The organism is Achromobacter sp. GD03932, assembly GCF_029839485.1.
Taxonomy (GTDB): Bacteria; Pseudomonadota; Gammaproteobacteria; order Burkholderiales; family Burkholderiaceae_B; genus Achromobacter; species Achromobacter bronchisepticus_A.
On the sequence record NZ_JAOCAT010000002.1, the window covers coordinates 314,153 to 327,337 of the forward strand.

Below are 13,185 nucleotides of genomic sequence, written 5' to 3' on the forward strand. Positions count from 1 at the left end.
GCGGCGGTTTACGCAAACCTTAGCAACGGCCGGAGGGCCCACGATGAGCAACACCGATTTCACGTCCCGCGCCCAGGAACTGCGCGCCCGCAACGAGGCCCTGGCCGCCTCGCAACCCAAGCTGCGCGCCCGCAATCTGGCGCAGGCGCTGGGAGTGTCCGAAGCCGAATGGGTGGCGGCGCAATGCGGCGGCCTGAAGGCCACGGCCCTGCACGGCACGCCTCAGGAAATCTTCCGCGAACTGGGCACGCTGGGCCCGGTCATGGCGCTTACCCGCAACGACTGGTGTGTGCACGAGCGCCATGGCGTGTATGAGGATATCCAGGCCGAAGGTCCGGTAGGCCTGGTGCTCGGACCGGACATCGACCTGCGTGTTTTCTTCACGACCTGGAAGTCGGCCTGGGCAGTCGAACAGGACGGCCGCCACAGCCTGCAGTTCTTCGATGGCGCGGGCGTGGCGGTGCACAAGGTCTACCGCACCGACGCTACCGACGCCGCCGCCTACGATGCCCTGGTCGCCAAGTTCGCGGGCGAGGCGCAATGGCCCGAGACCCAGCCCTATGCGCCCGCCGCCGACGCCGACCGGGTCGAGAACAGCGCGCAGTGGCGCGAAGCCTGGCTGGGCATGCAGGACACGCACGAGTTCTTTCCCCTGCTGCGCAAGTTCAAGGTGTCGCGCCTGGCCGCCCTGGCGGGCGCGGGCGAGGATCTGGCGCAGCAGGTGCCGGCCGACGCCGTCGAACGCATGCTCGAATCCGCGGCGCAGTCCGGCCTGTCCATCATGTGCTTCGTGGGCAACCGCGGCATGATCCAGATCCATACCGGCCCGGTGCAGCAATTGCGCCGCACCGGCCCCTGGTACAACGTGCTGGACCCGAAGTTCAACCTGCACCTGGATACCACCGCCATTGCCTCGGCCTGGGTGGTGAACAAGCCGACCTCGGACGGTTGGGTCACCTCGCTGGAGCTGTATGCCTCGACGGGCGACCTGATCGCGCAGTTCTTCGGCGAGCGCAAGCCCGGCAAGCCGGAACTGACGCAATGGCGCGAACTGATGATCAGCCTGTGCAGCGTGCCGCTGGCCGCCTGAGCCCATAAGGACGTAGCGATGAAAAAATGGTTGGCAATGGCGGCGGGCTGGGCAATCGCGCTCGGCGCGTACGCGGCGCCGCCCGCCCGGGTAGTGACCCTGGGCGGCACCGTGACCGAAATCGTGTATCAGCTGGGGCAGGGCGGCAAGCTGGTGGGAGACGATCTCTCCAGCCTCTATCCCGAGGCCGCGACCAAGCTGCCGCGCGTCGGCTACTACCGTTCGGTACCCGTGGAAGGCGTCTTGTCGCTAAAGCCGGATCTGGTGCTGGCCTCTGAGCAGGCCGGCCCGCCGGACTCGCTCAAGCGGCTGGCGGACGTCGGCGTGCGCGTCGTCACCGTGTCGGACGCGCCGTCGGTGGATTCGCTCAAGTCGCGCATCCGCGGCATTGCGGACGCGCTGGGCGTGGCGCCGGCGGGCGAACGCATGGTGGAAGACGTCACGCGCGAGCTCGCGCGCGCCGAGGCTGTGCCCGCGACGCGCGCGCGGGCGCTGCTGCTGATCAACCGCACGGGCTCGCCGCAAGGCGCCGGCCGCGACACCGCCGCCAACGAAGTCATGCACCTGGCGGGGCTGGTGAACGTGCTGCAAGATCAGCATGGCTATAAGCCCTTGTCCGCCGAGGCCATGGGCGCGCTGGCGCCTGACCTGATCATCGTGACGCAGGCATCGCTGGACGCCGGCGGCGGCATGGACGCCTTCCTGCGCATGCCCGGCATCGCGTCCACCCAGGCGGCCGCGAAGCGGCGCATCGTGGTGATGGACGACCTGCTCATCCTGGGCATGGGACCGCGCCTGCCGCTGGCGCTGACCCAGCTCAAGCAGGAGGTTGCGCATGTCATGGCGCGTTAGCGCGCCGCTGGCGTTGGGCCTGCTGGCAGCGGCCCTGATGCTGGCGGTGGTGGCCGCCACCGCCAACGGCGCGGTGGCGATCCCCCTGCGCGAACTGCCGTCCTTGTTGTGGGGCGCGCCCACGCCCGAGACTGCCTTGTGGCGCAATGTGCTGATCGACATCCGCTTGCCGCGCGTGCTGTTCGCGCTGGTGGCGGGCGCCGGCCTGGCGGTGGCCGGCGCGGCCATGCAGGCGCTGTTCCGCAATCCGCTGGCCGAGCCCGGCCTGATCGGCATATCGGCGGGCGGCGCGCTGGGGGCGGTGGCCGCCATCGTGCTGACGTCCGGCGGTTTCTGGGTCACCGCGCCTGCCGCCTTCGCCGGCAGCCTGCTGGCCACGCTCTGCGCCTACGCGGTGGGCCGGCGCGTGCCGGGTGTGGCGGGGCTGTTGCTGGCGGGCGTGGCCATCACGGCCATGGCGTTCAGCTTGATCGGCCTGTTCACCTTCGTCGCCACCGATGCGCAGCTGCGCGACCTGACGTTCTGGAACATGGGCAGCCTGGGCGGCGCGAACTGGAAGGTGTTGTCGTTCCTGGGGCCGTGGGTGCTGCTGGTGAGCCTGTGGCTGATGAGTCAGTGGCGCGTCATGAACGCGCTGCTGCTGGGCGAACGCGAAGCCCAGCACCTGGGCTACACGCTCAAGCGCGTGCGGGCCAGGCTGGTGCTGGCCAGTGCGCTCATCGTGGGACCGCTGGTCGCCGCCACGGGCACCATCGTCTTCGTCGGCCTGGTGGTGCCGCACCTGGTGCGCATGACGCTGGGCGCCAATCACCGCTGGCTGCTGCCCGCGACCGTCCTGGCCGGCGGTCTGGCGCTGATCCTCGCGGATTGGCTGGCGCGTACCGTGGTGGTGCCGGCCGAACTGCCCATCGGCCTGGTGACGGGCCTGGTGGGCGGGCCGTTCTTCTTGTGGCTGCTGGCGCGCGGACGGAGGATAGGATGACGCTTTCCGCGCAAAACGTGACCGTGAACCGCGGCGCAGCGCGCATTCTCACCGATGTATCGCTGGATATCCGCCCCGGAGAAGTGGTGGGCTTGCTGGGGGCCAACGGCGCTGGCAAATCCACCCTGCTGGGCGCGTTGTCAGCGGAATTGGCTGCCGATGCGGGCCAGCTGAGTTTGGGCGAGACCCCGCTTGCCGCCATGCCGCACCGGCAACAGGCGCGCCGCCGCGCCGTGCTGCCGCAAAAGCCGGGGCTGAGCTTCGACCTGAGCGTGCGCGAGGTGGTCGCCATGGGCGCCTATCCGTTCCCGGAGTTGGCGCCATCCGTGGTGGACGCGCTGGTGACGCAAACGCTGGCAGAGGCCGACGCGGTGCATCTTGCCGGGCGGCGCTATCCCGAGCTGTCCGGCGGCGAACAGCAGCGCGTCCAGTTCGCCCGCGTACTGGTTCAATGCCATGCCGCGCGCGAACGCGACGAGCCGCGCTACCTGTTGCTGGACGAACCCACCGCCAGCCTGGACCCCAAACATCAGGGCGACCTGCTGCGGCGCTCCTGGGAGCTGGCCCATGCCGGCAATACGGGCGTACTGGTGATCCTGCACGATATGAATCTGGCCGCGCGCTGGTGCGACCGCCTGCTGCTGCTCTGCGGCGGACGCGGCATCGCGCAGGGGACGCCGGCAGAGGTCCTGACGCCGGCCAATCTGTATCTGGCCTACGGCATCGACGCGCAGGTGATTGCGCATCCCCTGCAAGCCGGCCGCCTGCTGGTGCTGACGGCGTGACTCGGGCCGCGGGGCCGGTAAAATAGGCGATACCCCGGTATTCGCCTTTTTCAACATTTACCCAACAGGACCCCGTGTCATGCCTACTTTTGACGTCGTCTCCGAAGTCGACAAACACGAACTCTCCAACGCCGTCGACCAGGCCAACCGCGAACTGGCCACCCGCTTCGATTTCAAGGGCAGCGACGCCAAGTTCGAGCTCGACGAGTTTGTCGTAACGCAGGTCGCTTCCAGCGCCTTCCAGCTCAAGCAGATGCTGGACATCCTGCGCGGCCGCCTGTCGGCCCGCGGCATCGACGTGCGCTGCCTGGACGTAGCCGATCCCCTCGAAAACCTGGGCGGCGCCCGCCAGAAGGTCACCATCAAGCAGGGCATCGAGCAGCCGGTGGCCAAGAAGCTCATCGCCGCCATCAAGAACGCCAAGCTCAAGGTGGAATCGCAGATCAACGGCGACAAGCTGCGCATCAGCGGCAAGAAGCGCGACGACCTGCAGACCGCCATCGCGCTGCTGAAGAAGACCGACGTCGACCTGCCGCTGCAGTTCGAAAACTTCCGCGACTGATCCGCCCCGCGCCAGGGTGCCGCGCACCCTGCGGACCTGGAGGGGCCATGGGACATTCCAACGAGTTGCAGCTGGTCGTCGAACTGGTGCGCGCCGGCGGCATGTCCGCCGCCGCCCGCGAGCTGGGCGTCACGCCGGCCGCGGTCAGCAAGCGGCTGGCCCAGATCGAGGCGCGGCTGGGCGTGCGGCTGGTCAACCGCAGCACGCGGCGCCTGAGCCTGACCGCGGAAGGCGAGGTCTACCTGGAAAACGCCCGCCGCATCCTGGGCGAGATCGAGGACCTGGACCAGCTGATCGCCAGCCGCCAGGACAGCCCGCGCGGCCTGCTCAAGGTCAACGCGCCGCTGGGTTTCGGCCGCAGCTACATCGCGCCCGCGATTGCGGAATTCGCCCAGAAATATCCCGAGGTGTCGCTGCAATTACAGCTGACCGACAGCCCGGCCGACTTCGTGCAGGACGCCGTCGACGTGGCCGTGCGCTTCGGCGACCTGCCCGACACCCGCCTCATCGCCCGCAAGATCGCGCCCAACCGGCGCCTGGTCTGCGCGTCGCCGGGCTATCTGAAGAGCCACGGCATTCCCGCCACACCGCACGACCTGGCGCGGCACCAGTGCATCGTGCTGCGGCAGAATGAAGCCGCGTACGGCCTGTGGCGCTTCACCAAGGGACGCCGCAGCGAAACCGTGAAGGTGCGCGGCAACCTCAGCAGCAATGACGGCGAAGTGACGCTGACCTGGGGCCTGGCCGGCCTGGGCATCCTGCAGCGCGCCGAATGGGACCTGGCGCGCTATCTGCGCAGCGGCAGGCTGGTGCAGGTGCTGGAGGACTACGCCTTGCCGCAAGCCGACATCTACGCGGTCTTTCCGGAACGGCACCATCTGTCGGCCAAGGTGCGCGTGTTCGTGGACTTCCTGATGGCGTATTTCAGGAAGGGCGCGGAAGACCGGTGGTAAGCCCGGCGTTCGCTCAGGCCGTCCACAGGTGCTGCGCCGCGTAGGCGCGCCAGGGCCGCCAGGTTTCGGCGCGGGCCAGCAATTGCGCGGGCGTATAGGTCCGCGCTTCCAGCCTTTCCAAGGCCCGGATCAGGCCGATGTCGGCGGACGGAAACGCGTCCGGCTCGCGCAACTGGCGCAGCGCGATGTATTGCGCCGTCCATTCGCCCACGCCCCGTATTGTGCGCAGCCGGCGGACCGCATCCTCCAGGCCGCCGGCGGCATCGAACAGATGCCTGTCCGCCACCGCCGCCGCGGCGACCGCCGACAAGGTTGCGGCGCGGCTGCGCGGCATGCCCAGCGAGGCCAGCTCGGCCGCCGCCACGGCTTCAGGCAAGGGGAATACATGCGTCAGCGCGCCTTCTGGACGCGCCATGGCCGCGCCGTGCGCGGCCACCAGCTTGCCGGCCAGGCGTATGGCCGCGGCCACGGTGATCTGCTGGCCCAGCACGGCGCGCATGGCCAGCTCGAAGCCGTCCCAGGCGCCGGGCACGCGCAGGCCAGGCCGCGCGCGGATCAGCTCGGTCATCACGGGATCGCTGGCGAACTGCGCGGCGATGGCGACCGGATCGCTGGCCAGGTCGAAGACGCGGCGCAGGCGCGCGATGATGGCCGGCAGCGCCTGCAGCCGGGGAAAGCGCACCGTGGCCTCGAGCGCATCGCCGCGGTCCGGGCGCACCGTCACCGTGCCTTGGCAGCCGTCCAGCAGGACGGTGCGCGCGTAGCTGTCGTCCGTGACCTGCTCGATGCCGGGAATCGCGCGCAGCCGCAGGAAGGCCAGCATGGCGTCCCAGTCATAGGGCGGGCGGTAGCGCAGCAGCAGCTTGATCTCGCCTTCTTGCGCCGCCGACACTTCCGGCTTGCCGGAGCGCCGCAGGTCGCCTGGGGCGCGCGCGAACAGGTCGTGGAAGATCTCGTTGAAGCGGCGGATGCTGCCAAAGCCCGATGCGAAGGCGATCTCGGCCATCGGCAGCCGGGTCTCGTGGATCAGCTGCTTGGCCAACAGCACGCGCCGCGTTTGTGCCACGGCCACGGGCGAGGCGCCCAGGTGCTGGCGGAACTGGCGCCGCAACTGGCGTTCGCCCACGCCCAGGCGCTGCGCCAGCACGTCCACGCCGTCCTCGTCCAGCGCGCCCAGTTCGATCAGCTGCAGCGCGCGGGCCACGCCATCGGGCAGCTCATGCCCCGGCCCGACCTCCGGCGCGGTCTCGGGCCGGCAGCGCAGGCAGGGGTGGTAGCCGGCCTCTTGCGCCGCTGCCGCCGTGGCATAGAACGTGACGTTCTTCGACAATGGGGTGCGTGCCGGACAGACCGGACGGCAATAGATGCGCGTGGTCTTCACGGCGGTGAAGAAGCGGCCGTCGTAACGGGAGTCGCGCACTTGGATGGCGCTGTAGCAGGCGTCGTGGTTCAGGTCCATGAGATCATGCTAACGCCGCGGCGAGCGTTGGATCTAGCGGTTTTCGGACAGTGTTGTGGATGCGGAATTCCTGTCCGAAAACCGCCAGCGCAGAGCCCGCGTCAACGCCTATAGTGCTTCGGTCGATCACCTACGCTGGAGTCCGCCATGCCCGTCCAAACCCAGGCTTTCTTTCTTGAGCGCGTTCCCACGCCCATCGGCCTGATGCTGGTCCTGAGCGACGAGCAGCAGCGCCTGCGGGCGGTCGATTGGGAAGACTACGAAGCGCGCATGCACCTGCTGTTGCGCAGGCAGTACCGCAAGCAGCAGGTCGAATTGCGCGATGCGGTCCAGGCGTCGCCCGCGCGGCGCGCGCTGCTGGACTACTTCGACGGCGACGTGCGCGCCATCGACGCGCTGGACGTGGCCACCGGCGGCACCGATTTCCAGCGCGCGGTGTGGCGGGCATTGCGGGAAGTATCGGGCGGCCAGTCGATCAGCTACGGCGCGCTGGCGCACCGCATCGCGCGTCCCGCCGCCGTGCGCGCGGTGGGCGCGGCCAACGGGGCGAATCCCATCGGCATCGTCGTGCCTTGCCACCGCATCGTGGGCGCGGACGCTGCCCTGACCGGTTACGGCGGCGGTTTGCACCGCAAGCGCTGGTTGCTGGATCACGAGCAGAGATGGCTTGAAAATTCTTGTGACAGGGTTGAATAGATTTGTAGCGTGTTAAGCATCTGGAGGACATATCATGCGTCCCCTTCAGAGCAACCCGCAACAGGAATCAAAGATGTTTATGCCGCGCCCCTTGCGCATGTTCGCAGTTCTGGCCGTCACGCTGGCGCTCGCCGCGTGCGGCGACGACAGCGCCAAGAAGGAAGCGAAAGCGTCCGAGCCGACTACCGCTCAGTCCGAGATCATCAAGTACAACCAGTACGTCGACACCGCCAACAGCATTTCCACGACCTTCGAGCAGGCGCTGGAACGCTACGAGGCCTACGCCGTCCCGGCGCTGAAGGAAGGCAAGCCGCTCAAGGATTTCGTCATCAGCAACGACTCGACCATCCAGCGCACCAAGGAGAAGCTCGATCGCGCGCTGGCGATGTCGACGCCTATCGCCGAGATCGACGCGCCCGCCAAGGCGTTCTCGGATGCGCTGGGCAAGCTGGCGCCGCTGAGCCATGAACTGCAGAACTATGCTGCAGCCAAGACCTTCCTGTCCGACAATGGCGCGCTGGCGCGCGAGAAGAGCCCGGCCTACGTCGCGGCGCTGACCGAAGTCGTGAAGGCGGAAAACGGCTTCTACCGCGGCATCTCCATCAAGGACACGGCCAACACCAAGCAAGCCTTTGAAAAGGCCAAGAAGGACACGGTCGCCTATTACCGCGCCGGCATGGTCTATTACGGCAAGGCTACGATGGACAAGGCGTCGGGCGTGTTCGAGGGCAAGGGCCTGGGCGCCGACCAGGAGGCCTTCAAGCAGGAGCTGGACAAGATGAACGAAATGGCGCTGGGCTTCGACAAGAAGACGCGCGAGGCCGATGCCAAGGGCTGCACCGGCATGATGATGAACGTCAACGGCTTCCTGGCCTCCGGCCGCAAGATCCTGGAGCACACCAACAATGGCCGCTACAAGGAAGACGCGGCGCGCACCGGTGCGTTCAAGATGATGCGTCCCACCATCGAGGACGACGCCAACAGTCTGCGCCAGAATTTCAACAACCTGATCTCCGACCTGAACATCGGCCGCTGCTGATTGCTGCATGCCTGCGGCCGGTCATGGCCGCTACCTGGAACAGCGCCACATGCGGGCGCTGTTTTTTTGCGCGTTCGCTTTTCCCGCCCGTGCGCCACCTTCAACTCCAGGTAAAAGATGTTTTGAATTCCATTGCGCCCGCCGCTCGCGGGCGTCAGTACAGTGCCGACAGCATTCCACCAGCAAGGAGCCCAGTCGGCATATGAAGACCTATCGCATCGCAACCATCCCCGGCGACGGCATCGGCAAGGAAGTGATTCCGGCCGGACGGCGCATCATGCAGGAACTGGCCCGGGACGGCGGCCTGAGCTTCGAGTTCGAGGATTTCGACTGGGGCGGCGACTATTACCGCAAGCACGGCGTGATGATGCCGGCCGACGGCCTGGACGCGCTACGCGGCAAGGACGCCATCCTGTTCGGTTCGGCCGGCGATCCGCACATTCCCGACCACATCACTCTGTGGGGCTTGCGGCTGAAGATCTGCCAGGGCTTCGACCAGTACGCCAATGTGCGCCCGACGCGCATCCTGCCCGGCATCGACGCGCCGCTCAAGCGCTGCGCGCCGGGCCAGCTGGACTGGGTCATCGTGCGCGAGAACTCCGAGGGCGAATACTCCGGCGTGGGCGGCCGGGTGCACCAGGGCCATCCGCTGGAAGCCGCGACCGACGTGTCCATCATGACCCGCGCGGGCGTCGAACGCATCCTGCGCTTCGCCTTCAAGCTGGCGCAATCCCGTCCGCGCAAGCTGCTGACGGTGGTCACCAAGTCCAACGCGCAGCGCCACGCCATGGTCATGTGGGATGAGATCGCCCTGGAGGTGAGCCGCGAGTTTCCGGACGTGGCCTGGGACAAGGAACTGGTCGACGCGGCCACCGCCCGCATGGTGAACCGCCCGGCATCGCTGGACACCATCGTCGCCACCAATCTGCACGCCGACATCCTGAGCGACCTGGCGGCGGCGCTGGCCGGCAGCCTGGGCATCGCGCCCACCGGCAACATCGATCCGGAACGCCGCTATCCCTCCATGTTTGAACCCATCCACGGGTCGGCCTTCGACATCATGGGCAAGGGCCTGGCGAACCCGGTCGGCACCTTCTGGTCCGTGGTCATGCTGCTGGAGCACCTGGGCGAGACGCAGGCCGCGGCGCGGCTGATGCAGGCGATCGAAAGCGTGACCGCCGATCCCTCTCTGCATACGGGCGACCTGGGCGGAACCGCCACCACGGAGCAGGTCACGGCAGCCGTGTGCGCGAAGCTGGCGGCTGCGGGCAGGGCCAAGGCCGCATAGGCGTAGCAGACCCGCAGCAGACCTGAAGCGGGACCGGGGCGCGAGACCCCAGGCCCGCCGCGGGATCCACGACAACAAGCGAATTCCATTCGTACCGAGGAGACAAGCATGCACAAGAGAACGATACCCGCGCGCGTCCTGGCGCTGGCCTGCCTGGCGGGCCTGACCATCGCCGGCGGCGCGCAGGCGCAGGGCTATCCGGCCCGGCCGGTGAACCTGGTGGTGCCGTTTCCGGCCGGCGGCACCACCGACGTGCTGGCGCGCGCGCTGGGCCAGGAGCTCGCCAAGAGCCTGGGCCAGCCCGTGGTGGTGGAGAACAAGCCGGGCGCGGGTTCGACCCTGGGCGCGGATTACGTGGCCAAGGCTGCGCCCGACGGCTATACGCTGCTGATGGGCGCCGTGCACCACACCATCGCCACCAGCGTCTACAAGAGCCTGCATTACGACTTCCAGAAGGATTTCGCGCCGGTGACTACCGTGGCGCTGGTGCCCAACGTGCTGGTGGTCAATCCCAAGCTGCCGGCGCAGGACGTGAAGTCGCTGCTGAAACTGGCGCAAGGCCAGCCGGGCAAGCTGACCTATGGCTCGAACGGCATGGGCACGGGACAACACCTGATCGGCGCGCAGTTCGAAAAGGAAGGGCATGTGCAGTTGCTGCATGTGCCTTACAAGGGTAGCGGCCCGCTGACGACCGACCTGCTGGGCGGCCAGATCGACATGTCCTTCGACACCGTGACGCCGGTGCTGGCGCACATTCAGAGCGGCAAGCTGCGCGCGCTGGCCGTCACCACCAATCAGCGTTCGGCCGCGCTGCCCGATGTGCCGACCATGGAGGAAGCCGGCCTCAAACCCTTCAACATGGGGACCTGGTTCGGCGTGCTGGCGCCGGCGGCCACGCCGGCGGACGTGGTCGGGCGCCTGAATGCCGAGATGGTCAAGATCATCCGTTCGCCCGACTTCTCGCGGCGGATGGCGGAAATAGGCGCGGTGCCTATCGGTGATACGCCTGCCGAGATGAAGGCGCGCATCGGCGCGGATACCGAGAACTACGCCAAGCTGGTCAAGGACGCCAAGGTCGCGATCAACTGAGCGCGGCGCGCCTTCAGGCGCGGATCCAGCCGCGCGCGATCGGCAGGGCCAGCGCCTTGCGGTACAGGCCCTGCGCCGCGCCTGTCAGGGGCTCGCCGCAGCGGCGCCATGCCATGGCGGTCAGCCCGGCGGCCAGCGGCGCCAGCAGGAGTCCGCCCAGGATGTCCAGCGGGAAGTGCACGCCCAGGTAGACGCGCGAGGCGCCGACCAGGACGGCCGCGGCCAGCGCCAGCCAGCCCCATCCGGCCCAGCGCCGGTCGTAGATCAGCGCGAACGCCAGCGTGGCGATGATGATGGTGTGATTGCTGGGAAACGAGGACGTCGCCTTGTGCGGGAAGAACGCATGTCCCAGGCCGAGGACGAAGGGGCGCGCGTGCGGCCACAGTGCGCCGCACAGGTAGCTTGCGAACAGCGCCAAGGCGATGCTGGCCAACGCCTTCAGCGCCACATCGCGCTGCGGCCGGCCGCCCCACAGCCACAGGGCGGCTAGTACGGCCGGCACCAGCAGGATCAGCCGGTTCGCCACCAGCATGGCGGCGTGGATCTGCCAGATCGGGGTGGCCGGGTCGGCGTTGATCGAAAGAAAAAGGGACTGGTTGAGGCTTTCAAGGGAATTCATGAATTGTCATCGCGGCGTAATGAAACGATTGCCGCGATGGTAATGATCCCAGCCGTCAGTCCGCTTACAAAAGGCCGCGGACCGCGTCCTTTTACTTCTGGATGCGTTTGCCCTGCGCGTCGATTACGGCTTCGCCGTCTTCCTTGGCGAAGGCGCCTTGCTGCGGGGCCGGCAGGATGTCCAGCACCAGTTCCGACGGGCGGCACAGGCGCGCGCCCAGCGGCGTCGTGACAAAGGGACGGTTCAGCAGGATGGGGTGCTGCTCGATCGCGTCCAGCAGCGCATCGTCCGAGAGCGACGCGTCGTCCAGGCCCAGTTCCTGATAGGGCGTGCCCTTTTCACGCAGGGCCTCGCGCACGCTGACGCCGGCCTTCTTGAACAGCGCCTTCAGGGTGGCGCGCGAGGGCGGCGTTTCCAGATACAGCACGACTTCCGGTTCGATGCCGGCGTTGCGGATCATGGCCAGGGTGTTGCGCGAGGTGCCGCACTTGGGGTTGTGATAGATGGTTACGTCGGACATGGAAGCTCCTCTTTCCGGTAGATCGTCATGCAAGGCTGTGAGCATAGTGCATCCGCGCCCGCGCTTCAGGCGCGCAGCTTCTTGCCCAGCCGCCGCCAGCCTATCACCGCGCCTGTCAGGCTGAGCGCCGCGCCGCCCAGGCTCAGGAACACCAGCAGGACGTCCCACAGCGGGCGGCGCGCCAGGAGGCCGGTCCAGTCCCAGCTATGCAGGAAGGCGAACAGCCAGCGGCTGGTGCGCGCGCCGCTGTCCTGCCGGCTCACGATCTGTCCCGTGCGCGGGTCCAGATAGACCCAGGTCGCCTGGGGATCGTCATAGGCCAGCCGCCAGACGGGAAGCGGCTTCTCGACATGGCCCAGCATCGCGTGTTCGTCGCGGGCGTAGTAATAGAAGTCGTAGGCCTGCAGCGTTTCGGCGCTGGCGAGCCGGGCGCCGGGGACCAGCCGGGCGGCGGCGGCGCGCAAGGCCGCCGGGTCGAACGCATGGGGCTGCGCGTTGCCGGCCGACAGCACCAGCGGGGCGCCAGCGGCGCTGCGCGCCAGCACTACGTCCTGGCCATCGGCGCGGGCCCAGCGCAATTCGCGCGGCGCGGCCGGCAGGGCGGCGATCAGCTCACCGGGCGCGGCCAGCGTGTCCCCCGGCGCGCCGGCATAGGCCGCCTGTGCCAAGGGTGGCGCGCCCGTGCTGAACAGCTTCCACGGATTCATGGACATCAGTCCGCTGAAGATCCAGGTGATGGTGATGACCGCGAACAGCAGGCCGCTCAAATGATGCCAGCGCATCATGTTTTCGCGGTAGGGCGAGCGGCTGCCGCTGGCATAGGGCCGCGAGAAGCGCCAGCGCAGGATGCCGACCACCGTGCCCGTCACGGCCAGCAGCACCCCGGCGACCGACAGCCACACCACGATGTCGTGCCACCAGCCGTCCAGCGCATTGCCGCGGAATGGATACAGCCAGTGGATCCAGGCGCCGGCGTAGTTCCAGATGCGCTCGGCGCGGGTGGCGTCCAGCACCACCATGCCCGTGGCGGACGAGATGTAGAGCCGCGTATGCGCGGGATCATCCAGGTCCACCCGGTGCAGCGGCCTGTCCGGACCCAGCGCGCGCGAATGGGTGTAGGCGTCTTCGTCCACCGTGCCCAGATAGCGGGCGGCGTGCTGTCCGCCGGACCAGGCCTGCGCCGTGGCCAGCGCGGTGGCGGCGTCGGCCGGGGGCAACAGCGCGCCGCTGGCGGCGTCCACCATCCTGGGT

14 protein-coding genes are annotated in these 13,185 nt (G+C 68.1%); 10 read left to right on the top strand and 4 right to left on the bottom strand.

What is annotated here, in order from left to right; translation table 11 throughout:
- The first annotated feature begins 43 nt into the window (after positions 1-43).
- The 6 genes from N5C88_RS03215 to N5C88_RS03240 all read left to right on the top strand — a co-directional run bounded on the left by N5C88_RS03215 (position 44) and on the right by N5C88_RS03240 (position 5,224).
- On the top strand, positions 44-1,090 hold the full coding sequence (locus N5C88_RS03215; protein ID WP_280014668.1) for a ChuX/HutX family heme-like substrate-binding protein: 1,047 nt from the start codon (positions 44-46) through the stop codon (positions 1,088-1,090).
- Between the two features lie 18 nt (positions 1,091-1,108).
- A complete protein-coding gene (locus N5C88_RS03220) occupies positions 1,109-1,942 on the top strand; it encodes an ABC transporter substrate-binding protein (protein ID WP_059377748.1) in 834 nt (277 codons plus the stop codon).
- Positions 1,943-1,979: 37 nt separating this feature from the next.
- Complete coding sequence (locus N5C88_RS03225; protein WP_118934840.1) at positions 1,980-2,924, top strand: iron ABC transporter permease; 945 nt, start codon at positions 1,980-1,982, stop codon at positions 2,922-2,924.
- Complete coding sequence (locus tag N5C88_RS03230) at positions 2,921-3,709, top strand: heme ABC transporter ATP-binding protein (protein ID WP_280014669.1); 789 nt, start codon at positions 2,921-2,923, stop codon at positions 3,707-3,709. Before N5C88_RS03225 ends, N5C88_RS03230 begins: the two co-directional genes overlap by 4 nt.
- Before the next feature lie 79 nt (positions 3,710-3,788).
- Entirely contained in the window at positions 3,789-4,271 is a 483-nt protein-coding gene (locus N5C88_RS03235; RefSeq protein ID WP_059377757.1) for a YajQ family cyclic di-GMP-binding protein, read from the top strand.
- Between the two features lie 47 nt (positions 4,272-4,318).
- Positions 4,319-5,224: a LysR family transcriptional regulator gene (locus N5C88_RS03240; protein ID WP_280014670.1), complete on the top strand. Its 906-nt coding sequence runs from the start codon at positions 4,319-4,321 to the stop codon at positions 5,222-5,224.
- Positions 5,225-5,237: 13 nt separating this feature from the next.
- Here N5C88_RS03240 and N5C88_RS03245 read toward each other — a convergent pair whose 3' ends face one another.
- Positions 5,238-6,683: an AlkA N-terminal domain-containing protein gene (locus N5C88_RS03245; RefSeq protein WP_280014671.1), complete on the bottom strand. Its 1,446-nt coding sequence runs from the start codon at positions 6,681-6,683 to the stop codon at positions 5,238-5,240.
- Positions 6,684-6,830: 147 nt separating this feature from the next.
- On the opposite strand from N5C88_RS03245, the gene ogt reads away from it, so the two are divergent.
- The 4 genes from ogt to N5C88_RS03265 all read left to right on the top strand — a co-directional run bounded on the left by ogt (position 6,831) and on the right by N5C88_RS03265 (position 10,795).
- Positions 6,831-7,379, top strand: a complete 549-nt coding sequence (ogt, locus tag N5C88_RS03250) for a methylated-DNA--[protein]-cysteine S-methyltransferase (protein WP_251881001.1) — start codon at positions 6,831-6,833, stop codon at positions 7,377-7,379.
- 73 nt (positions 7,380-7,452) lie between these two features.
- Positions 7,453-8,418 carry a DUF3829 domain-containing protein gene (locus N5C88_RS03255; protein ID WP_280014672.1) on the top strand — a complete coding sequence of 322 codons (966 nt, stop codon included), beginning with the start codon at positions 7,453-7,455 and terminating at the stop codon, positions 8,416-8,418.
- A 202-nt stretch (positions 8,419-8,620) separates the two neighbouring features.
- The gene (locus tag N5C88_RS03260) at positions 8,621-9,706 is read left to right on the top strand and encodes a tartrate dehydrogenase (protein WP_280014673.1); all 1,086 of its coding nucleotides are present in this window, start codon (positions 8,621-8,623) and stop codon (positions 9,704-9,706) included.
- Between the two features lie 108 nt (positions 9,707-9,814).
- Entirely contained in the window at positions 9,815-10,795 is a 981-nt protein-coding gene (locus N5C88_RS03265) for a tripartite tricarboxylate transporter substrate binding protein (RefSeq protein WP_251881005.1), read from the top strand.
- A gap of 13 nt (positions 10,796-10,808) precedes the next feature.
- Here the strand turns inward: N5C88_RS03265 and N5C88_RS03270 are convergent, their stop codons facing one another.
- The 3 genes from N5C88_RS03270 to N5C88_RS03280 form a co-directional block, all read right to left on the bottom strand.
- Positions 10,809-11,414: a phosphatase PAP2 family protein gene (locus N5C88_RS03270; protein ID WP_118934818.1), complete on the bottom strand. Its 606-nt coding sequence runs from the start codon at positions 11,412-11,414 to the stop codon at positions 10,809-10,811.
- 91 nt (positions 11,415-11,505) lie between these two features.
- Positions 11,506-11,934, bottom strand: coding sequence for an arsenate reductase (glutaredoxin) (gene arsC / locus N5C88_RS03275; RefSeq protein WP_118934816.1), 429 nt, complete (start codon positions 11,932-11,934; stop codon positions 11,506-11,508).
- A 65-nt stretch (positions 11,935-11,999) separates the two neighbouring features.
- Positions 12,000-13,185 (bottom strand): PepSY-associated TM helix domain-containing protein (locus N5C88_RS03280; protein ID WP_280014674.1); only part of this gene is annotated, 1,186 nt, incomplete at its 5' end.